The 18920-nt window shown below is 69.6% G+C and carries 21 protein-coding genes; 17 read left to right on the forward strand and 4 right to left on the reverse strand.

What is annotated here, in order from left to right; all coding sequences use genetic code 11:
• Window positions 1-41: 41 nt before the first annotated feature.
• Window positions 42-518: an SsrA-binding protein SmpB gene (gene smpB, locus LC438_RS06980; protein ID WP_060927199.1), complete on the forward strand. Its 477-nt coding sequence runs from the start codon at window positions 42-44 to the stop codon at window positions 516-518.
• Here smpB and LC438_RS06985 read toward each other — a convergent pair whose 3' ends face one another.
• Window positions 519-2354 carry a prolyl oligopeptidase family serine peptidase gene (locus LC438_RS06985; RefSeq protein ID WP_223586185.1) on the reverse strand — a complete coding sequence of 612 codons (1836 nt, stop codon included), beginning with the start codon at window positions 2352-2354 and terminating at the stop codon, window positions 519-521. It lies immediately after the preceding gene.
• Window positions 2355-2548: 194 nt separating this feature from the next.
• Here LC438_RS06985 and LC438_RS06990 point away from each other — a divergent pair, with 194 nt between their 5' ends.
• Window positions 2549-3490, forward strand: a complete 942-nt coding sequence (locus LC438_RS06990; protein ID WP_105672405.1) for a methylenetetrahydrofolate reductase — start codon at window positions 2549-2551, stop codon at window positions 3488-3490.
• A 29-nt stretch (window positions 3491-3519) separates the two neighbouring features.
• Window positions 3520-5832, forward strand: coding sequence for a 5-methyltetrahydropteroyltriglutamate--homocysteine S-methyltransferase (gene metE / locus LC438_RS06995; protein ID WP_223586186.1), 2313 nt, complete (start codon window positions 3520-3522; stop codon window positions 5830-5832).
• 73 nt (window positions 5833-5905) lie between these two features.
• On the opposite strand, the gene lexA is transcribed toward metE, so the two are convergent.
• Window positions 5906-6592: a transcriptional repressor LexA gene (gene lexA, locus LC438_RS07000; RefSeq protein ID WP_105672403.1), complete on the reverse strand. Its 687-nt coding sequence runs from the start codon at window positions 6590-6592 to the stop codon at window positions 5906-5908.
• Window positions 6593-6883: 291 nt separating this feature from the next.
• Between lexA and LC438_RS07005 the strand changes: the two genes are divergently transcribed.
• The 6 genes from LC438_RS07005 to LC438_RS07030 all read left to right on the forward strand — a co-directional run bounded on the left by LC438_RS07005 (window position 6884) and on the right by LC438_RS07030 (window position 11302).
• Window positions 6884-7246, forward strand: coding sequence for a LysM peptidoglycan-binding domain-containing protein (locus LC438_RS07005; protein ID WP_105672402.1), 363 nt, complete (start codon window positions 6884-6886; stop codon window positions 7244-7246).
• Between the two features lie 93 nt (window positions 7247-7339).
• Window positions 7340-8434, forward strand: a complete 1095-nt coding sequence (locus LC438_RS07010; protein ID WP_223586187.1) for a histidinol-phosphate transaminase — start codon at window positions 7340-7342, stop codon at window positions 8432-8434.
• Window positions 8431-9042 carry an imidazoleglycerol-phosphate dehydratase HisB gene (hisB, locus tag LC438_RS07015; RefSeq protein ID WP_223586188.1) on the forward strand — a complete coding sequence of 204 codons (612 nt, stop codon included), beginning with the start codon at window positions 8431-8433 and terminating at the stop codon, window positions 9040-9042. Before LC438_RS07010 ends, hisB begins: the two co-directional genes overlap by 4 nt.
• A complete protein-coding gene (gene hisH / locus LC438_RS07020) occupies window positions 9039-9674 on the forward strand; it encodes an imidazole glycerol phosphate synthase subunit HisH (protein ID WP_105672399.1) in 636 nt (211 codons plus the stop codon). Before hisB ends, hisH begins: the two co-directional genes overlap by 4 nt.
• Window positions 9675-9774: 100 nt before the next feature.
• A complete protein-coding gene (gene priA / locus LC438_RS07025; RefSeq protein ID WP_105672398.1) occupies window positions 9775-10521 on the forward strand; it encodes a bifunctional 1-(5-phosphoribosyl)-5-((5-phosphoribosylamino)methylideneamino)imidazole-4-carboxamide isomerase/phosphoribosylanthranilate isomerase PriA in 747 nt (248 codons plus the stop codon).
• Window positions 10505-11302: an SseB family protein gene (locus tag LC438_RS07030; protein WP_223586189.1), complete on the forward strand. Its 798-nt coding sequence runs from the start codon at window positions 10505-10507 to the stop codon at window positions 11300-11302. The genes priA and LC438_RS07030 overlap by 17 nt, the downstream gene beginning before the upstream one ends.
• Before the next feature lie 274 nt (window positions 11303-11576).
• On the opposite strand, the gene LC438_RS07035 is transcribed toward LC438_RS07030, so the two are convergent.
• Window positions 11577-11975: a DUF1844 domain-containing protein gene (locus LC438_RS07035; RefSeq protein ID WP_223586190.1), complete on the reverse strand. Its 399-nt coding sequence runs from the start codon at window positions 11973-11975 to the stop codon at window positions 11577-11579.
• Between the two features lie 179 nt (window positions 11976-12154).
• Between LC438_RS07035 and infC the strand changes: the two genes are divergently transcribed.
• From infC to rplT, 3 genes are all read left to right on the forward strand, one after another.
• A complete protein-coding gene (infC, locus tag LC438_RS07040) occupies window positions 12155-12853 on the forward strand; it encodes a translation initiation factor IF-3 (RefSeq protein ID WP_374197869.1) in 699 nt (232 codons plus the stop codon).
• Window positions 12854-12926: 73 nt separating this feature from the next.
• Window positions 12927-13121, forward strand: a complete 195-nt coding sequence (rpmI, locus tag LC438_RS07045; protein ID WP_060927878.1) for a 50S ribosomal protein L35 — start codon at window positions 12927-12929, stop codon at window positions 13119-13121.
• Between the two features lie 33 nt (window positions 13122-13154).
• Window positions 13155-13541 carry a 50S ribosomal protein L20 gene (gene rplT / locus LC438_RS07050; RefSeq protein ID WP_017202428.1) on the forward strand — a complete coding sequence of 129 codons (387 nt, stop codon included), beginning with the start codon at window positions 13155-13157 and terminating at the stop codon, window positions 13539-13541.
• 8 nt (window positions 13542-13549) lie between these two features.
• Here rplT and LC438_RS07055 read toward each other — a convergent pair whose 3' ends face one another.
• Window positions 13550-14002 carry a DUF2809 domain-containing protein gene (locus LC438_RS07055; RefSeq protein ID WP_223586191.1) on the reverse strand — a complete coding sequence of 151 codons (453 nt, stop codon included), beginning with the start codon at window positions 14000-14002 and terminating at the stop codon, window positions 13550-13552.
• A gap of 57 nt (window positions 14003-14059) precedes the next feature.
• Here LC438_RS07055 and LC438_RS07060 point away from each other — a divergent pair, with 57 nt between their 5' ends.
• The 5 genes from LC438_RS07060 to LC438_RS07080 all read left to right on the forward strand — a co-directional run bounded on the left by LC438_RS07060 (window position 14060) and on the right by LC438_RS07080 (window position 18916).
• Window positions 14060-14872, forward strand: a complete 813-nt coding sequence (locus LC438_RS07060) for an RNA methyltransferase (protein ID WP_105672429.1) — start codon at window positions 14060-14062, stop codon at window positions 14870-14872.
• A 53-nt stretch (window positions 14873-14925) separates the two neighbouring features.
• A complete protein-coding gene (locus LC438_RS07065) occupies window positions 14926-15594 on the forward strand; it encodes a response regulator transcription factor (RefSeq protein ID WP_105672394.1) in 669 nt (222 codons plus the stop codon).
• 3 nt (window positions 15595-15597) lie between these two features.
• Window positions 15598-16974, forward strand: a complete 1377-nt coding sequence (locus LC438_RS07070; RefSeq protein ID WP_105672393.1) for a HAMP domain-containing sensor histidine kinase — start codon at window positions 15598-15600, stop codon at window positions 16972-16974.
• Entirely contained in the window at window positions 16971-17933 is a 963-nt protein-coding gene (locus tag LC438_RS07075) for a TAXI family TRAP transporter solute-binding subunit (protein WP_223586192.1), read from the forward strand. Before LC438_RS07070 ends, LC438_RS07075 begins: the two co-directional genes overlap by 4 nt.
• A gap of 236 nt (window positions 17934-18169) precedes the next feature.
• On the forward strand, window positions 18170-18916 hold the full coding sequence (locus LC438_RS07080) for an amino acid ABC transporter ATP-binding protein (protein ID WP_105672391.1): 747 nt from the start codon (window positions 18170-18172) through the stop codon (window positions 18914-18916).
• Window positions 18917-18920 lie beyond the last annotated feature (4 nt).

Consider the following 18920-nt stretch of genomic DNA (forward strand, 5'->3'; position numbering starts at 1 on the left):
GGCTGTCGTGCGCCCGCACGGCACGGAATCAGGAGAGCATCATGCCCAGGGAACGCGGGGAGAAGGTCATCGCGACCAATCGTCGCGCACGTCACGACTACAACATCGAGAAGTCGTACGAGGCGGGGATGGTGCTCACCGGCACCGAGGTCAAGTCACTGCGTCAGGGACGCGCGAACCTCAGCGACGGCTACGCGTTCGTCAAGGGCAACGAGGTCTTCCTCGACTCCGTGCACATCCCGGAGTACTCCCAGGGTCACTGGACGAACCACTCGGCCAAGCGGGTCCGCAAGCTGCTGCTGCACCGCGAGGAGATCGCCAAACTCCAGCACGCCGTGTCGGCGGGCGGGTACACGCTCATCCCGCTGAAGCTCTACTTCTCCGACGGCCGCGCCAAGGTCGAGATCGCGCTCGCGAAGGGCAAGCGCGAGTTCGACAAGCGGCAGACGCTGCGTGAGCGGCAGGACACCCGCGAGGCGGAGCGCGCCATGCGGCTGCGCAACCGCGTCGGGGAGTAGTCAGCCGAACACGCGCCGCAGGAAGGCGATCTCGCGCTCCAGAGCGTCGACGATCGTCTCGGCACTGCGGAAGCCGTGCCCCTCACCGGGATACAGCACGTACTCGTGGTCGACGCCGTGCGCGGCCAGGGCGTCGCGGATGGCCTCGGACTGCGCGGGCGGCACGACACGGTCCTCCTCGCCCTGCAGCAGCAGCACGGGGACGTCGATCCGATCCGCATGGGTGAGCGGCGAACGCTCGATGTAGAGGGCGTCGGATGCCGGGAGGGGCCCCACGAGGCCCTCGATGTACGACGCCTCGAAGTCGTGGGAGTGCTCGACGAGCCCGCGCAGGTCGGTCACGCCGTAGCGGCTGATCCCCGCGGCGAACGCTCCTCCGCGCACGAGGGCGGAGAGCACGGTCCAGCCTCCGGCGGACCCGCCGCGGATCGCGATGCGCGCGGGGTCGGCGAGCCCGGCGTCGGCGAGACCGCGTGCGGCGGCGATCACGTCGTCGACGTCGACGACGCCCCACTGGCCGAGCAGTCTCTCCCGATAGGCGCGGCCGTATCCGGTCGACCCGCCGTAGTTCACGTCGAGCACCCCGATGCCGCGACTCGTGTAGAAGGCGATGGCCGCGGCCGCCGCGCCGGTGACGTGGGCGGTCGGTCCGCCGTGCACGAGCACGAGATAGGGCGGACGCCCGCTCTCCGGCGTCGAGACGTCGGGGTTGGCGGGAGCGTAGGCGAAGGCGTGCACCGGTCCGTGCATCCCTTCGACGACCAGCGCACGCGCCGGCGGCATCCACGCGGCGTCCGCAGGAGCGCCTCCGGCGACGGTCGACACGGCGCCCGTGTCGAGGTCGACGCACCAGACTCCCGGAGCGACGGTCGATCCGTTGCCGCTCAGCAGCACCCTGGACCTCGACACGTCGTCGACGCTCACGTGACCGTCGCAGGGCACGGCGAGAGCGCGGGTCGACCCGTCACGGTCGATCAGCACCACCTCGTCGCGTCCGTTCGTCCGCACGGCGACGATCCGGCCGTCGTCGAGGAGCCCGTACCAGCGGTTGCCCAGCACCCACAGTCCGTACCCCGTGTCGGCATCGGCCGGCGCGATCGGCTCGGGGGTCGAGCCGTCGAGCGCGACCCTGTGCAGGTTCCAGCGGCCGGAGGGATCGTCGGCGAACACGAGCTCGTCCTCACCGGCCCACTCCGGTTGGAGGGCGGCGCGCGTGGGCAGGACCAGCTCGGCGCCGTCCGCACCGCGGACGTGCAGCCGGGCGCTGTCCCACGGCATCCGATCGCCGCTCCACTGCACCCAGGCGATCCGGTCGCCGGCGGGGGAGAGCGCGGGATGGGCGTAGAAGCCGGTGCCCTCGACGACCGTGCGAACCCGTTCGACGTCGTCTGCGGCCGAGCCGTCGATCGGGATCTCCACGATCGCGCGCAGATGGGGGTCGGCGGTGAGGTCCTCTCGTACGGCGAACAGCCGCCCGCCCTGCAGCCGCAGCCCTCCGTGGGCAGGACCGGCGGGGGTGAGCGGGCGCGGCTCTGCGCCGTCGTCGCGCCGATACACGCGCTGATCGGAGGCGTTCACGAAGAAGAGCGAACCGGCGGGGCTCGCCGTCCAGGCGCCTCCGCCGTACTCGTGCACGCGGGAGCGCGCGCTCCACGGCGCCGGAAGCACCTCACGCCCTTCTGAGCTGCGCACGGTCACGCGCCCGCCCTCGGAGGGCACCGACTCGCCCCACCAGATCTCGTGGCCGACGAAGCGGGCGCCGTCGATGCGGGGCGAGGACGCCGCGACCGAGGCGGCGGAGAAGGGAGACGGCCAGGACCCGAACGGCATTGACATGCCTCGAGCCTATTGGCGTGCGACACACGACGTCACACAGGATGCGGGCGGGCGTCGGCGTGCCATAGGTTTCTGGAAACGCCCGGTTCGCCCCGGTGCGTGGAGCGACAGCCGAGCCCGGCACCCGCCCGCGAGATCGACGCAGTCCTGCGCCGCTCGCGGCCCCGTGCCCGCCCTGTCCCCAGGAGAAGAAGATGTCTTCCGAGACGCCGAACCCTCGAGTGCCGTTCTCCTTCGAGCTCTATCCGCCGCGCTCGGCGTCCAGCCACGAGGCGCTGCACGAGACTGTCCGTCGGCTGGCGGCCGCAGGGCCCGACTTCATCTCGGTGACCTACGGCGCCGGCGGCTCGACCGGGGGACGCTCCCTGGAGGTGCTCCGCTTCATCCGCGAGCACACCGCCGTCGAGCCCCTCGCGCACCTCACCTGCGTGGGCAACACCTACGCGGGCGCCGCGACTCTCATCAGGGAGTTCCTGGATGCCGGCATCCTCAGCTTCCTCGCCCTCCGCGGGGATCCGCCCGTCGGACAGGACGAGCCGTTCCTCGGCGATCTGGAGAGCGCGGCGCAGCTCGTGCAGCTCATCGACCGCGTGCAGGCGGAGCGCGCCCCCTACGAGGAGTCGCCGGTGCCCGGCATCCCCGGCGCCGCACGCGTGAGCGCGCGCCGCAAGGCGAGCATCGCGGTCGCCGCCTTCCCCAACGGGCACCCGCGCTCCGTCCACCGCTGGCAGGATGTCGACGCGCTGCTCGCGAAGCAGGCCGCCGGCGCGACCTCCGCGATCACGCAGCTGTTCTTCCACGCCGACGACTACCTCACGTTCGTCGAGAGGGCGCGCGCCGCCGGCGTCACGATCCCGATCCTCCCCGGCATCATGCCGATCGTCTCGCCGGTCCGGCTCGCTCGCGTGCTCGAGCTCACCGGCGAGACGCTGCCCAGCGAGCTCGCCATCGCCCTCGACGTGGAGCCGACCCCCGAGGGCCGGCACGAGATCGGCGTCGAGTGGGCCGCGCGCCTCGCCAGGGAGGTCGTCGCCGGCGGCGCACCCGGCGTGCACCTCTACGCGTTCAACCAGCACGACACCGTGCTCACCGTCCTCGAGGAGGCCGGCGTCCTGCCGGTGTCCCGACTCCGCTGACCCCAGAACCCCCGCTGAAAGGAACACCCATGTCCGCATTCCCCGAGGGCACCATCCTCGGCTACCCCCGTATCGGTCGCCGTCGCGAGCTGAAGAAGGCCGTCGAGGCGTTCTGGGCCAGCCGCACCGACCTCGCCGAGCTGGAGGCCACCTCCGCCGAGCTGCGCGCAGCCACGCGCGAGCGTCTCGCCGCGCTCGGCCTCGGCCGTACCGACTCCGCCATCCCCGAGTCGTTCTCGTACTACGACCAGGTGCTCGACGCCGCGGTGACCGTCGGCGCGATCCCCGCGCGGTTCGAGGACCTCCGGTCGGAGGACGGCACCATCGGCCTTCCGGCGTACTTCACGGTCGCCCGCGGCGAGGGGGAGCGCGCCCCGCTCGAGATGACCAAGTGGTTCGACTCGAACTACCACTACCTGGTGCCGGAGATCGGCCCCGAGACGGTGTTCTCACTGTCCAGTGACCGCGTCGTCCGCGAGTTCGCAGAGGGCGCGGCGGCCGGATTCACGACCCGCCCGGTCATCGTCGGCCCGGTGACCCTCCTCGCTCTGGCGAAGGCCTCGGACGACGCCCCCGAGGGGTTCGATCCGCTGTCGCGTCTCGACGACCTGCTCCCCGTCTACGTCGAGCTGCTCGCGCGGCTGAAGGACGCCGGTGCGGAGTGGGTGCAGCTCGACGAGCCCGCCCTGGTCAGCGAGTCGCTCCCTGCGTCGATCGCTGCGCTGTCGGATGCCGCCGGCCGCGCCCTCGGGGTGCTGGGCGGAGCGGCGGCGCGACCGTCGATCCTGGTCGCCGCGCCGTACGCCGACCTCGGTGAGGTGTTCCCCGTGCTGGCCGCCGCCCCGATCGAGGCGATCGCCGTCGACCTCGTGCGCGGAGGCGTCCCCGCCGGCGCAGCCGGCCTGGAGGGGAAGATCCTCGTGGGCGGCGTCGTCGACGGTCACAACATCTGGCGCGGCGACCTCGCCTCGGCCTTCGACACGCTCGAGGCGCTGCGCGCGCTCGGCGCCGCCGGCGTCTCTGCCTCCACGTCGACCTCTCTGCTGCACGTGCCGCACGATGTGTCCGACGAGACGAAGCTCGATGCGCGTCTGGTCTCGTGGCTCGCCTTCGCCGACCAGAAGGTCGAGCAGGTCGTGGCCCTGGCCCGGGGCCTCGCCGAGGGGCGTGCGGCCGTCGCCGCCGATCTCGACGCGGCATCCGCTGCCCTGCAGGACCGTCTCTCGGCTCCGGGAGTCCGCGACGGTGCCGTTCGTGCCCGTGCACTCACCGAGGCGGACTTCTCGCGCGTGTCCTACGAGGAGCGCGAGTCCGCGCAGGAGGCCCTCGGCCTTCCGGCGCTGCCGCTCACGACGATCGGATCCTTCCCGCAGACCGGCGACATCCGTCGCGCCCGGGCGCGGTTCACCAGGGGCGAGATCCCCGCCGAGGACTACGAGGAGTTCCTGCGTCGCGAGGTCGCCAGCGTCGTCTCGCTGCAGGAGGACCTGGGCCTCGACGTGCTCGTGCACGGTGAGCCGGAGCGCAATGACATGGTGCAGTACTTCGCCGAGAACCTCGATGGCTTCGACGTCACCGAGAACGGCTGGGTGCAGTCGTACGGCTCCCGCGCGACCCGCCCGTCCCTCCTGTGGGGCGACGTCTCCCGTCCCGCTCCGATCACGGTGGACTGGTCGACGTACGCCCAGTCGCTCACGACCAAGCACATGAAGGGGATGCTGACGGGCCCCGTCACGATCCTCGCCTGGTCCTTCGTCCGAGACGACCAGCCGCTCGGCGAGACCGCGAACCAGGTGGCGCTCGCCCTGCGCGACGAGATCGCCGACCTCGAGGCCGCTGGTATCGCGATCATCCAGGTCGACGAGCCGGCGCTGCGCGAGCTGCTGCCTCTGAAGAAGGCGGATCAGCCCGCGTACCTGCAGTGGTCGGTGGACTCGTTCCGCCTCGCGACGGGTGGCGCGGCGGCGGGCACCCAGGTGCACACCCACCTCTGCTACTCGGAGTTCGGCGTCGTGATCGACGCGATCCGCGCCCTCGACGCCGACGTGACATCGATCGAGGCGGCCCGCAGCCGCATGGAGGTCGTGGCGGACATCGCCGAGGTCGGCTTCGATCACGGCATCGGCCCCGGTGTCTACGACATCCACTCGCCGCGCGTCCCCTCGGCGGAGGAGGTCGAGTCGCTGCTGCGCCGCGCGGTGGACGAGATCCCGACGCGACAGCTGTGGGTCAACCCCGACTGCGGTCTGAAGACGCGCGGATATGACGAGACCGTGGCGTCGCTGCGCAACATCGTCGAGGCCACGCGTCGGGTGCGCGAGGACGTGGTCGTCGCGGTCTGACGCCCGTCAGAAGAGAGAAGCGAACCGCCCTTCCCGGAGCTCGGGAAGGGCGGTTCGCTGTCGTCAGCCGACGTCAGACCGCGCGCAGCACCGCGACGATCTTGCCGAGGATCACGGCCTCGTCGCCCAGGATCGGCTCGAAGGCGGAGTTGCGGGGGAGGAGCCAGGTGTGTCCGTCGCGGCGGCGGAGCACCTTGACCGTGGCCTCGCCGTCGAGCATGGCCGCGACGATCTCGCCGTTCTCCGCGCTGTGCTGCGAACGCACGACGACCCAGTCCCCGTCGCAGATCGCGGCGTCGATCATCGACTCGCCCGACACCTTGAGCATGAACAGGTCGCCCTTGCCGACGAGCTGCCGGGGGAGCGGGAAGATCTCCTCGACCTGCTGATCCGCGGTGATCGGCACTCCGGCGGCGATGCGGCCCACCAGCGGCACGAGAGCGGCGTCTCCGACCGGGGTGGCGACATCGGCGGGATTCTCGCCGCTCGCGCCGGGGAGGTCGATGAGCACCTCCATGGCCCTGGTCTTGCCGGGGTCGCGGCGCAGATAGCCGCTGAGCTCCAGCTGTCCGAGCTGATGCGTGACGCTGGACAGCGACTTGAGGCCGACGGCGTCGCCGATCTCGCGCATGCTCGGCGGATAGCCGTGCCGGCTGATCGAGTTCTGGATGACCTCCAGGATCGCCATCTGCTTGGGGCTGAGGCTCTTGCGTCGACGGGTGCGCGGCGCCTCGGTGTCGGGGGCGGAGTTCTCGCTCATCGTGCTCCTTTGTACGCGATTCCGGCGTCGCAGTTCGAATGTCGGAGGTCCGTGGTGGGGTATCCGTATCGAAACCGTATCCGAGAAACGGCCCGATCTGGAAGATCTGTTCGAGCGTGTCGGCAGATTCTCGAATCAGGTTTCGAAGAACGCTTGACAGATGTTCGAACTCGAAGATATCTTCGGTACGTAGCTTCGCATTCCTGGCTCCCGGCCGAGTCCTGGATGCGAACGCTACGCCAACTTTCTCCGGCGGGGATGATCCGTCGGAGGGCAGAAAGGGAGCACGACATGAGCACCATCACCTTCGGAACCGCAGCAGTTCTTCCGGCACGTCCGGCCGCACGCCTGCGTCTGACGGTCCGCGGTCGCCGCGTGCTCCTCGGGCTCGCCTCGATCCCTCTCGCGGCGGGCATCGCCTTCGCCGCGCTCAGCGGCGGAAGCGCTGCGGCGTCCGGCGCTCACGTCGCGACGGCGTCCTTCGAGACCGTCACGGTGATGCCGGGGGACACCCTCTGGTCGATCGCCACCACGGTCGCTCCCGACGCCGACCCTCGCGAGGTGATCGGCGAGATCAGTCGGCTCAACATGCTCACGGGCGGCGCACTGCAGATCGGCGACGAGCTCGCCATCCCCGCGCAGTACTCCGAGTGATCTCGGAGCGCGCGTCCTGCGAGCCCGTCTTGGGAGCGGCGCATGCGCAATGCGGCGTCACCCGGTGCATCATCGGCCTTCGCGCGTCCTAGCATGGGAAGGGTGACCGCATCACTCGATGACCTCCCGCTTCGCGACGACCTCCGCGGATTGACTCCCTACGGAGCTCCGCAGGCCCCGCTTCCCATCGCGCTCAACGTCAACGAGAACACGCATCCCATTCCGGATGCCGTCGCCAGCGACATCCTCGACGACATCGCCGTGGCGCTGCGCGACATGAACCGCTACCCGGATCGAGAGTTCACGACCCTGCGCGAGGGCTTCGCCGAGTATCTCGGGCACGGCCTCACTGCCGACCAGATCTGGGCGGGCAACGGCTCGAACGAGGTGCTGCAGCACATCCTCCAGGCCTTCGGCGGTCCTGGACGCACGGCGTTCGGCTTCGCGCCCACGTACTCCATGTACCCGCTGATCGCTCAGGGCACCGGCGCACGCTGGGTGGCGGGTGTCCGCGAGCCCGACTACACGATCACCGCGGAAGATGCTGCTGCTCAGGTGCGCGCTGTCGACCCCGACGTGATCCTGCTGTGCTCCCCGAACAACCCGACGGGCACGCCCCTCGGGCTCGATGTCGTCGAGGCCGTCTACGAGGCGGCCAGAGGCATCGTGATCGTCGACGAGGCGTATCAGGAGTTCGCACCGAGGGAGGCGGCATCCGCCCTCTCCCTTCTCGAGGGGCGTCCGCGTCTGGCGGTGTCGCGCACGATGAGCAAGGCGTTCGCCTTCGCGGGAGCGCGGGTGGGCTACCTGGCCGCCGATCCCGCGTTCATCGACGCGCTGCGCCTCGTGCGCCTGCCCTATCACCTGAGCGCCCTCACCCAGGCGGCGGCGATCGCCGCGCTGCGCAACGCCGATGTCATGCTCGGCATGGTCGACGAGATCGTCGAGCAGCGCGACCGCATCTCGGCGACCCTGGAGGCGCTCGGGTACACGCCGCACGAGTCCTGGTCGAACTTCGTCCTCTTCGGTGGCGTGGTCGACCCGAAGGCCACGTGGCAGCAGCTGTACGACAGGGGCGTGCTGATCCGCGACGTCGGCATCCCCGGCCACCTCCGCGTCACCGCGGGCACGGAGGCCGAGACCACGGCGTTCCTCGACGCCCTCGCCTCGATAGGATCGGCATCATGAGCACCCCCGCCCCGCGCACAGCCCGCCGCGTGCGCAGCACGTCGGAGTCCACGGTCGAGCTCGAGCTCAACCTCGACGGGACGGGTGTGAGCCGCATCGACACCTCGGTGCCGTTCTTCGACCACATGCTGACAGCGTTCGCGAAGCACTCCCTCACCGACCTCACGGTGCGGGCGTCCGGCGACACGAACATCGATGCGCACCACACCGTCGAGGACGTCTCGATCGTGCTCGGGCAGGCGATCCGCGAGGCGCTGGGCGACAAGTCCGGCATCTCCCGCTACGGCGACGCGCTGGTCCCTCTCGACGAGGCGGTCGCGCAGGCGGTCGTGGACATCTCCGGTCGCCCGTACCTCGTGCACGAAGGTGAGCCCACAGGATTCGAGTACCACCTCATCGGCGGTCACTTCACGGGCGCCCTCGTGCGGCACTCGTTCGAGGCGATCACGTTCAACGCCGGACTCACCGTGCACGTCCGCGTGCTGGGCGGCCGCGATCCTCACCACATCGCCGAGGCGGAGTACAAGGCCTTCGCGCGTGCCTTCCGCCAGGCGAAAGCCCTCGATCCGCTGGTCGACGGCGTCCCGTCCACCAAGGGCGCGCTGTGAGCAGCGCGCCCACGGTCGCGGTCTTCGACTACGAGTCCGGCAACGTCCATTCCGCCGTCAAGGCGCTCGTCGCCGCGGGAGCGGATGCTGTGCTCACCCGCGACAAGACGCAGGCGCTGGAGGCCGACGGCCTCGTGGTTCCTGGCGTCGGCGCATTCCAGGCCGTCCGCGACGCGCTGTTCGCCCACGGCGGTGACGAGATCATCGATCGTCGGCTCGCCGGCGGGCGCCCGGTGCTGGGCATCTGCGTCGGCATGCAGGTGCTGTTCTCCCACGGCGTCGAGCGCGGACACGACACCGAGGGCCTCGGCGAATGGCCGGGCGCGGTGACGGAGCTCAACGCGCCGGTCCTGCCGCACATGGGCTGGAACACGGTCGAGCCCGGCGCCGACAGCGTGCTGTTCCGCGGCATCGAGCAGGAGCGGTTCTACTTCGTGCACTCGTACGCGGCGCAGTCCTGGGAGCTCGACGTCATCCCTCCGTTCCCGCAGCCCGTGCTCACCTGGACGACGTACGGAGATCCCTTCCTCGCAGCCGTCGAGAACGGCCCGCTCTCGGCCACCCAGTTCCACCCGGAGAAGTCCGGAGACGCGGGCATCCAGCTGCTGCGCAACTGGGTCGGCAGCCTCTGACCTCCTCGATCGGCGTCACGCATTTGAACGAGCGCCGATTGCGAGGGTAACCTCGGTTCTCGTGCCTCTCATCGGCGCACTCCCACCACTCAAGGACGTCATGAACGACTTCGCGCAGTCTCCCTCCCTCACTCTGCTCCCGGCCGTCGATGTCGCGGGCGGCAAGGCCGTCCGCCTCACGCAGGGCGAGGCCGGCAGCGAGACCAGCTACGGCGATCCTCTCGACGCAGCGGGGGAGTGGGTGGCGCAGGGCGCGAAGTGGATCCACCTCGTCGACCTCGACGCCGCTTTCGGACGGGGGAGCAACGCCCCCATCCTGCGCAAGGTGATCAAGCAGTTCAAGAACGTCAACATCGAGCTCTCCGGCGGCATCCGCGACGACGCGACGCTGGAGGCGGCGCTCGAGAGCGGCGCCACGCGCATCAACCTCGGGACCGCGGCGCTGGAGAACCCCGAGTGGGCGGCAGACGTCATCGGCCGGTTCGGCGAGGCGATCGCGGTCGGCCTCGACGTGCGTGGAACGACCCTCGCGGCCCGCGGCTGGACGAAGGACGGCGGCGATCTCTGGGAGGTCCTGGATCGCCTCGAAGATGCCGGCTGCAGCCGCTACGTCGTGACCGACGTGACCAAGGACGGCACGCTCCGCGGACCGAACCTCGAGCTCCTGCGCGAGATGACCTCGCGCACCCCGAAGCCCGTCGTCGCCTCCGGCGGCATCGCGAACCTTGACGACATCGCCGCTCTCCGCGAGCTCGTGCCGCTGGGCGTCGAGGGTGCCATCGTCGGCAAGGCGCTGTATGCCGGAGCGTTCACGCTGGCCGAGGCTCTGGATGTCGCAGGAGACTGACGCGCACTCCTGCGGGCCCGAGTCGCACAATCACGGCGACTCGGCGGGCGTTCCGTGGGAGGGGCGCAGTTTCGAGCCGAATCCGCACGCCGCGGACGACGGCTCCGCCGACCCCGCGCTGTTCGAGGCGCTGCAGAGGTTCCGTGCGGGTGAGGGCGCTCAGACCGAGGTCATCGACGCCTTCCGCTCCGCGCGCGTGCTGATCCCTCTGGTCGCCGAGAAGGGCGATGAGGGCGTAGGTCCCACGGGCCTGGTCGTCGACAAGACGCAGGAGCTGTCGATCGTCACGGTCGCGGCCCCCGACGGCCGCCGCGTGCAGCCGGTGTTCTCCTCGGTCGATGCGATGCAGCGGTGGGATGCCACAGCCCGGCCCATTCCGGTCGAGGCCGTGCGCGCCGCGCTGGCGGCCTCCGCCGACGACACCGATCTGATCGTGCTGGACCCGACGTCCGACACGGAGTTCGTGATCCGCCGTCCCGCCGTGTGGGCGATCGCTCAGGGGCATTCCTGGGAGCCGAGCTTCCTCTCGCCGGAGGTGTTCGGCGCGCTCCAGGAGAGCGTCGCGCACGAGCTCGCGGTGATCGACGTCGCCGTCGCCGCGGGCGACCCGGACGCGAGGCTCCGCGGCCCTGAGCTCGTCGTGATCCTCGAGCTCGTCGACGGACTCGAGCGCGAGGTGCTCGACGCGGTCCTCGCGCGTCTCGCCCAGCGCTGGTCCGCCGACGATCGCATCGCCGTGCTCGCCGACTCGCTCACCGTCAAGCTCCGCCGCTCCGCCTGACCCTGCCCCGACGACGTGCGATCCTCGCCGCGTTCGTCTCGCCGCGCTCGCTCAACGTCCGGGGATTGGTGCGCTCGCTCAGCGTCCGGGGATTGAGCTTCGTCTCGCTGTGCTCGCTCAGCGCCCGGGTTGCGGACTTCTACCCCAGTCGTTCGTCAACAGGACGTGAGGACGGAGGGATGTCTTGGTCAGGCAAATCGGGAGGGGCCCGCGAAGCGGGAGGGTTCCCGTTCTTTGCCTGACCAAGACATCCCGGAGCCCGCCCCCAAGAGGCCTAGTTGACCGGCCCCGTCCACTTCTCGCCCGGCCCCTTGCCGATCGGGTCGGGGATGACGGAGGCCTCGCGGAAAGCGAGCTGCAGGGACCGCAGTCCGTCGCGCAGCGACCGCGCGTGCATGTCGCTGATCTCGGGGGCGCCGGCCGTGATGAGTCCGGCCAGCGCGTTGATGAGCTTGCGCGCCTCGTCGAGGTCGAGCTGCGCTGCGGCATCCGGGTCGTCGGCGAGGCCGAGCTTGACGGCCGCGGCGCTCATGAGGTGCACGGCCGCGGTCGTGATCACCTCGACGGCGGGGACGTCTGCGATGTCCCGGGTGGCGGATGACGCGGCCTCCTCCTGTCGGGCCCAGCGCTCTTCGCGCTCGCGTGCAGCCTCGTCCGATGCCTGGTTCGTCACTTCGCCTTGCCTTCTGTTAGACTTTGTCGGGCTCCGGAGCGTCATGCTCCGGTACGAAAGAGGATTCACTTCCCACCCGCGCTTGCCGTTCCAGGCTACCGGGTCTTGCACTCCACCGGATCGCATCGACAGATGCCGCCGGCAGACTGGGTGCGAAGCCGGCGTCTGGATGCCGGTGGGTGGGAGACGATTCTGATTTCGCCCGGATCGCGAACAGCATCCGGTGGCCGAAACCATCGTCTAAGGAGTTCCGCATCAGCGATCCCCGCACCAATGAGCGCATCCGCGTCCCCGAGGTCCGCCTCGTCGGCCCCGCGGGTGAGCAGATCGGCGTCGTCCGCATCGAGGCGGCGCTGCGCCTTGCGCAGGAAGCCGACCTCGACCTCGTCGAGGTCGCACCCAACTCGAAGCCGCCCGTGGTCAAGATCATGGACTACGGCAAGTTCAAGTACGAAGCCGCCCAGAAGGAGAAGGAAGCTCGCCGCAACCAGGCGAACACCATTCTCAAGGAGGTCCGCTTCCGCCTGAAGATCGAGGCGCACGACTACACGACGAAGCTCAAGCGCGCCGAGGGCTTCCTCAAGGCGGGCGACAAGGTCAAGGCCATGATCCTGTTCCGCGGTCGCGAGCAGTCGCGTCCCGAGCAGGGTGTCCGTCTTCTCCGCAAGTTCGCCGAGGACGTCGCCGAGCTCGGAACGGTCGAGTCCAACCCGACCATCGATGGACGCAACATGGTCATGATCGTGGCTCCGCTCAAGAGCAAGTCCGAGGCGAAGCAGGAGCAGAACGCCGTTCGCGACGCGCAGCGCGCAGCGAACAAGCAGGCGGCTCGCGAGGCCAAGACCGATGCTCCCGCCGAAGGCGCCGCAGCGGAGTAACTCCCGCCCCACCTACTCCCGCACCGCGGGTTGACACCGTCGCCTGAGAAGGCGCCATACGAAGGAAGAGAAGATGCCGAAGCAGAAGACCCACTCGGGTGCTAAGAAGCGCTTCAAGATCACCGGCAGCGGCAAGCTGAAGAAGCAGCAGGCCGGGATGCGCCACAACCTCGAGCACAAGTCGAGCCGTCGCACCCGTCGCCTCAACCAGGACCAGGTTCTGTCGAAGGCAGACTTCAAGGTCGCGAAGAAGCTTCTCGGTCGCTGACGCGATCGAACGCACGAATAGGAACACAGGAAAATGGCAAGAGTCAAGCGGGCGGTAAACGCCCACAAGAAGCGTCGCGTCATCCTCGAGCGCGCCTCCGGCTACCGCGGTCAGCGTTCGCGCCTCTACCGTAAGGCCAAGGAGCAGGTCATCCACTCCCTGGTCTACTCGTACCGGGACCGTCGCAAGCGCAAGGGCGACTTCCGTCGTCTGTGGATCCAGCGCATCAACGCCGCTGCCCGCCAGAACGGCATGACCTACAACCGCTTCATCCAGGGCCTCGGCCTCGCGGGTGTCACGGTCGACCGTCGCATGCTCGCCGACCTCGCGGTCAACGACGCTGCGACCTTCACCACGCTGGTGGAGACGGCGAAGAAGGCTCTGCCCTCCGACGTCAACGCTCCGAAGTCGGCTGCGTAAGCACCTCTTCACACAGGGCGCTCTCCTTCGGGAGGGCGCCCTGTGGCGTTCCCGGGAGCGCGTGAGCCCCGACGACGCGCGATGGTCTCGTCGACGACGGCGGCCGCGATGACGGCGACGGCGTAGACGACGAGGTCGCGCGGGTCGAACCCGGCCCCCAGCACCAGGCCGATCGGGGGGAACTCCGCCGTCCAGAGACGGGGGAGCCCGGTGAGCTGGAGCAGCTCGATCCCCGCGCAGATCGTGAAGGCGATGAGGGCCGGCCGCAACGGCCGCGCACGTGGGACGACGAAGGCCGCGAGCAGATAGATGAGCACGGCGTAGAGCCCATCGCCGACGACATCTCCGACGGGGCCCGAGACCGACCGGTGCACGAGCAGCCCCAGCCCCACGGTCGCGGCGGCGAGCACCGCGAGCACGAGCCTTCGGCGGATCGGCGTCGGGGCGGCATCCGTCATCATGCACGCACCTTATCCGGATGGCGCGAGAAGGACCTCCACGTTCCCTAGACTGTGATCGTGCTGGAAAACCCCCGGTCCCCCCGAGTCCGTGCCGTCGCGAAGCTGACCAAGCGCAGCGCGCGAACAGAGACAGGGCTGTACCTCCTCGAGGGCCCGCAGGCCGTGCGCGAGGCGCTGACCTACCGACCCGAGACGATCGTCGAGCTCTTCGCGACCCCGACGGGGTGGGACAAGCATCCGGACATCAGGGCGAAGGCGGTGGATGCCGACGTAGACGTCGAGTACGTCACCGAGTACGTCCTCAACGCCATGGCCGACACCGTGACCCCTCAGGGGCTCGTCGCGGTCGTCCAGCAGACGCCGACGTCGGTGCGCGACGTCTTCGCGTCGTCGCCTCGTCTCGTCGCGATCTGCGAGGAGGTGCGCGACCCCGGCAATCTCGGCACGATCATCAGGGCAGCGGATGCCGCCGGAGCCGATGCCGTCGTGCTCACCGGCCGCACCGTCGACCCGTACAACCCCAAGGTCGTCCGCGCCACGACGGGGTCGCTGTTCCACCTTCCCGTGTCGGTCGCGGGGGACCTAGCCGAGGTCGTGGAGCGGGCGCACGACGCCGGTCTCCGCATCCTCGCCGCAGATGTGAAGGGCGACGACCTCCTCGCCGCCCGCGCGGAGGGCGTGCTCGCCGAGCCGACGGCCTGGCTGTTCGGCAACGAGGCCCGCGGTCTCGAGGACAGCGCACTGGAACTCGCCGACCGCGTCCTCAAGCTCCCGATCTTCGGCCGTGCCGAGTCGCTGAACCTCGCGACCGCCGCGAGCGTGTGCCTGTACGAGAGCGCCTTCGCGCAGCGCGCAGCCGTGGCAGACTGATCCGGATGGAGCGGCAGGGCGCCGTTCCCGCCTGACGTGGGGACAGGGGGCCGATGCGAGTTCTGATCGTCGAGGACGACGCCGGCGTCGCGAAGGCTCTCGATGCATTCCTGAGCCGCTCCGGATACGCCACGGTCCGTGCGGCGACCGGTCAGGAGGCGTTGGACGCCCTCGGAGCCGACACCGAGGTCGTGCTGCTCGATCTCGGCCTCCCCGATGTCGACGGCATCGACCTCTGCCGCCGGATCCGAGCGCGCACGGACGTGCCGATCATCGTCGTGACGGCGCGCAGTCAGGTCGACGAGCGCATCAGGGGCCTCAGGGCGGGAGCAGACGACTTCGTCGTGAAGCCCTACGACATCCAGGAGCTGCTGGCCAGGATCGAGGCGGTCACCCGCAGGACCCGGCCCGCGAGAGTCGAGTCGGAGGAGATCGTGCGCCTGCACGGGGGCGCCGTCGAGGTCGACTTCGTCAAGCGCCAGCTGCGGGTGCGCGCCGATCCGGTCGATCTCACCAAGAAGGAGTTCGACATCATCGCCGTGCTGGCGAGATACCCCGGTGTCGCGGTGCCGCGGGACCGGCTGATCAGAGAGGTCTGGAACACCGACTGGCACGGCTTCAGCCACTCGCTCGAGGTGCACGTGGGCGCGGTCAGGCGCAAGGTCGCAGTGCCGCTCATCGAGACCGTCCGCGGAGTCGGCTATCGGCTGATCGGCGGCTGACCCATGCGGAACCGCCTCGTCATCGTCTTCCTCGTGCCCCTGATCGCGATCGTCCTCGCACTCAGCGGAGCGTACGCCTGGAGCGCGGCGCGCAGCGTGCAGCAGTCCTTCTACAGCGATCAGTTCGGCGACCTCACCTACTTCGTGACCAGTGCGCGGCAGTCGCTGCGCGCCGACACCCCCGCTGTGCTCGAGGGCGAGGTCCGCAGGTTCCAGGACGTGTACGGCATCCGCGTGGTGGTCGTCGACGTGTCTGGTGAGGTGTGGGCGGCCAGCGGACCGGATTCGGCGGTGCTGGAGGAGGCGGAGTCCGAACGGGTGCAGCTCGCCCTCAGCGGGCGTCGCTCTGAGCCGCCGGAACCCACTTTCCCCCTGATCGACAACGATGCGGTCATGGCCGAGCCGGTCTTCGACGACAGCGACGTGATCGGCGTCGTCCTGATCTCGTCGAGCACCGATTCGCCGAGGTCGGAGATCCTGCAGCACTGGTTCGTGCTGTCTCTCATCGTGATCGCGACGATCCTCGCCGGGCTGCTGCTCGTGTTCGGGCTGGCGAACTGGGTCCTGGCGCCGGTGCGCCGACTCGATCAGGCGATGGTCGCGATCGAGCGCGGCGAGATGGACGCCAGGGTCTCCGAAGACACCGGGCCGCCAGAGCTGCGTCGCATGACGGTGCTCTTCAACAGCATGGCCGCCGAGATCGAACGCGTGCTCGCCCGTCAGCAGGAGTTCGCCCTGAACGCCTCGCACGAGCTGCGCAATCCGCTGAACGCCCTGCTCCTGAGGGTCGAGCACCTGATGACGGGCCTCGGTCGCGAGTGGCGCGAGGACATCGAGGAGACCAGGGAGGAGGGGCGGCGGATGACGCGGATCCTGGAGACCCTCCTGAGCCTCGCGAAGGGCGGGCGAGGCGATGCGAGCTTCGCCGCCGTCGACCTCGCCGGGCTTGCGCGGCGCAGAGCGGAGGCCTGGCGGGAGGTGGCCGGCCGTCGCTCGGTGACCGTGGAGGTGACCGGCGATCGGGCCGTGCCGACGATGGCGGACAGGACGGTGCTGGAGAGCGCTCTGGACGCGGTGATCGACAACGCCGTGAAGTACTCGCCCGAGGGCGGTCACATAGAGATCCGCGCCGTCGCGGCCGACGGTCGCACGGGGATCGCCGTGCGCGACAACGGCCCCGGTCTCGAGGCGTCCGAGGTCGGAAGCGCGACCGAGCGGTTCTGGCGCAGCTCCGAGACGGGGACCGTGAGCGGATCCGGCCTCGGGCTCGCGATCGCCACCGACCTCCTCGCCTCGATCGGCGGAGAGCTGAGCGTGGAGGCGCCGGACGACGGGGGGCTGCTCGTGTCGCTGTGGATCCCGGACGGAGCCGTCCGATGAGGAGAGGCCTGCGCAGGGTCGTCGCGCTGATCGCCGTGGCAGCCGTCGCCGTCGGGGTCGGCGGCTGCAGCGCGCCGAGCGACGAGTGGAGCACGAGCAGCACCGTGATCGCCGGCGGAAGCACGACGGGCGTCTACTACGACTACGGGGAGCATCTCGCGGGAGAGCTCTCCACCCGCCTCGGGACCCCCGTGACCGTGGCGGAGACGAACGGCTCGGTGGACAACCTGCTGCGCATCGCCTCCGGGCGGGCCGTGGTCGGCTTCGCACAGGGGGATGCCGCGGCCGACGCCGTCGCCGGGACCGGGGTGTTCCAGGAACCCCTCGCCGTGAAGGCCGTGGCGCGGCTCTACGACGAGTACCTGCACATCGTGGTGCGTGCAGACTCCCTCATCGACGATGTGCGCGATCTCGCCGGCATGCGCATCTCCCTGGGCGCCGAGAACTCGGGCGTGCACGTGATCGCCACGAGGCTCCTCGAGGCCGCGGGGGTGGATGCCGCGACGATCAGCGACCCGCAGCTCGGACTCGCCGAGTCCATCGACGCCATGCAGAGCTCGGACATCGACGGCTTCTTCTGGGTGGGCGGCCTGCCTACTCCGGGGATCGCCCAGCTCGCGGAGAACACCCCCGTGCGGCTGCTCCCGGTGGAGCAGGCCTGGGTCAACAGCGTGAACGCGAGCCACTCAGGAGCGTATCGCCCAGCCGACATCCCGGCGGGCACCTACGGCATCGAGGAGCCGACGCTGACGATGGCGGTCCCGAACTTCCTGATGACCGCCACGGACACGCCGGATGCCGTGGTGGAGGACATCGTCTCCACCCTGTTCGATGCCCGCTCCCGCATCGCTCAGGAGGTGCCGGTCGCCGCGCGACTGGACCGGAGGCAGGCGATCTTCACCGAGCCCGTCGAGCTGCATCCGGGTGCGCTGACGTACTACCGGGACACCAGGAACTGAGCCGCGGAGCGCCGCACGCACGTCGTTCCGTGTCCGTTGGGTAACACCCGTGTTACGAGCCTCAAGAAACCCTCAAGAAGTCTGACACCGCTCGTCGCGCTCTGCCATCGTGAGGTCGGTCGCGCACGATTCGATGGAGAACTCAGACGCCCGTGGGGACGGGTGGCGCGCATGAGCTCTCTGGGAGAGCACCCCCGATCGAGCACCGCTGACCACCCTGCGAGTTTGGAGAACACATGACCTCTGGTAACGCCCTTGTGGTGGTCGAGAACGTGCAGAAGCACTACGGCGACTTTCAGGCGCTCACCGACATCGACCTCACGGTCGATCAGGGCGAGGTCGTCGTCGTGATCGGGCCCTCCGGCTCCGGCAAGTCGACGCTCTGCCGCACGATCAACCGCCTGGAGACGATCACGAGCGGCAGCATCCGCATCGACGGCAAGGAGCTGCCCGCCGAGGGCAAGGGTCTCGCGACCCTCCGCGCCGACGTCGGCATGGTCTTCCAGTCGTTCAACCTCTTCGCGCACCTGACGATCCTGGAGAACGTGACGCTCGGGCCCATCAAGGTCCGCGGGATCAAGAAGGCCGACGCCGAGAAGGAGGCGATGGAGCTCCTGGAGCGCGTCGGCGTGGCCAAGCAGGCTTCGAAGCTCCCCGCGCAGCTCTCCGGCGGTCAGCAGCAGCGCGTGGCCATCGCCCGTGCGCTGGCGATGCATCCGAAGGTGATGCTCTTCGACGAGCCGACCAGCGCGCTGGACCCCGAGATGATCAACGAGGTGCTCGACGTCATGATCGAGCTCGCCCAGCAGGGTATGACGATGATCGTCGTCACCCACGAGATGGGCTTCGCCCGCAAGGCCGCCCACCGCGTCGTCTTCATGGCCGACGGGCGCATCGTCGAGGAGGCGACGCCGGAGGAGTTCTTCACGAACCCGAAGAGCGACCGCGCCAAGGACTTCCTCTCGAAGCTCCTCACCCACTGACCTT

It is taken from the genome of Microbacterium sp. OVT16B (genome assembly GCF_019969705.1).
In the GTDB taxonomy this organism is placed as follows: domain Bacteria; phylum Actinomycetota; class Actinomycetes; order Actinomycetales; family Microbacteriaceae; genus Microbacterium; species Microbacterium natoriense.

Bases quoted from the DNA above. Each gene is read 5' to 3' on its own strand.
- smpB (WP_060927199.1), top strand. From the start codon at position 42: ATGCCCAGGGAACGCGGGGAGAAGGTCATCGCGACCAATCGTCGCGCA.
- LC438_RS06985 (WP_223586185.1), bottom strand. From the start codon at position 2,354: ATGTCAATGCCGTTCGGGTCCTGGCCGTCTCCCTTCTCCGCCGCCTCG.
- LC438_RS06990 (WP_105672405.1), top strand. From the start codon at position 2,549: ATGTCTTCCGAGACGCCGAACCCTCGAGTGCCGTTCTCCTTCGAGCTC.
- metE (WP_223586186.1), top strand. From the start codon at position 3,520: ATGTCCGCATTCCCCGAGGGCACCATCCTCGGCTACCCCCGTATCGGT.
- lexA (WP_105672403.1), bottom strand. From the start codon at position 6,592: ATGAGCGAGAACTCCGCCCCCGACACCGAGGCGCCGCGCACCCGTCGA.
- LC438_RS07005 (WP_105672402.1), top strand. From the start codon at position 6,884: ATGAGCACCATCACCTTCGGAACCGCAGCAGTTCTTCCGGCACGTCCG.
- LC438_RS07010 (WP_223586187.1), top strand. From the start codon at position 7,340: ATGGGAAGGGTGACCGCATCACTCGATGACCTCCCGCTTCGCGACGAC.
- hisB (WP_223586188.1), top strand. From the start codon at position 8,431: ATGAGCACCCCCGCCCCGCGCACAGCCCGCCGCGTGCGCAGCACGTCG.
- priA (WP_105672398.1), top strand. From the start codon at position 9,775: ATGAACGACTTCGCGCAGTCTCCCTCCCTCACTCTGCTCCCGGCCGTC.
- LC438_RS07030 (WP_223586189.1), top strand. From the start codon at position 10,505: ATGTCGCAGGAGACTGACGCGCACTCCTGCGGGCCCGAGTCGCACAAT.
- rpmI (WP_060927878.1), top strand. From the start codon at position 12,927: ATGCCGAAGCAGAAGACCCACTCGGGTGCTAAGAAGCGCTTCAAGATC.
- rplT (WP_017202428.1), top strand. From the start codon at position 13,155: ATGGCAAGAGTCAAGCGGGCGGTAAACGCCCACAAGAAGCGTCGCGTC.
- LC438_RS07055 (WP_223586191.1), bottom strand. From the start codon at position 14,002: ATGATGACGGATGCCGCCCCGACGCCGATCCGCCGAAGGCTCGTGCTC.
- LC438_RS07065 (WP_105672394.1), top strand. From the start codon at position 14,926: ATGCGAGTTCTGATCGTCGAGGACGACGCCGGCGTCGCGAAGGCTCTC.
- LC438_RS07070 (WP_105672393.1), top strand. From the start codon at position 15,598: ATGCGGAACCGCCTCGTCATCGTCTTCCTCGTGCCCCTGATCGCGATC.
- LC438_RS07075 (WP_223586192.1), top strand. From the start codon at position 16,971: ATGAGGAGAGGCCTGCGCAGGGTCGTCGCGCTGATCGCCGTGGCAGCC.
- LC438_RS07080 (WP_105672391.1), top strand. From the start codon at position 18,170: ATGACCTCTGGTAACGCCCTTGTGGTGGTCGAGAACGTGCAGAAGCAC.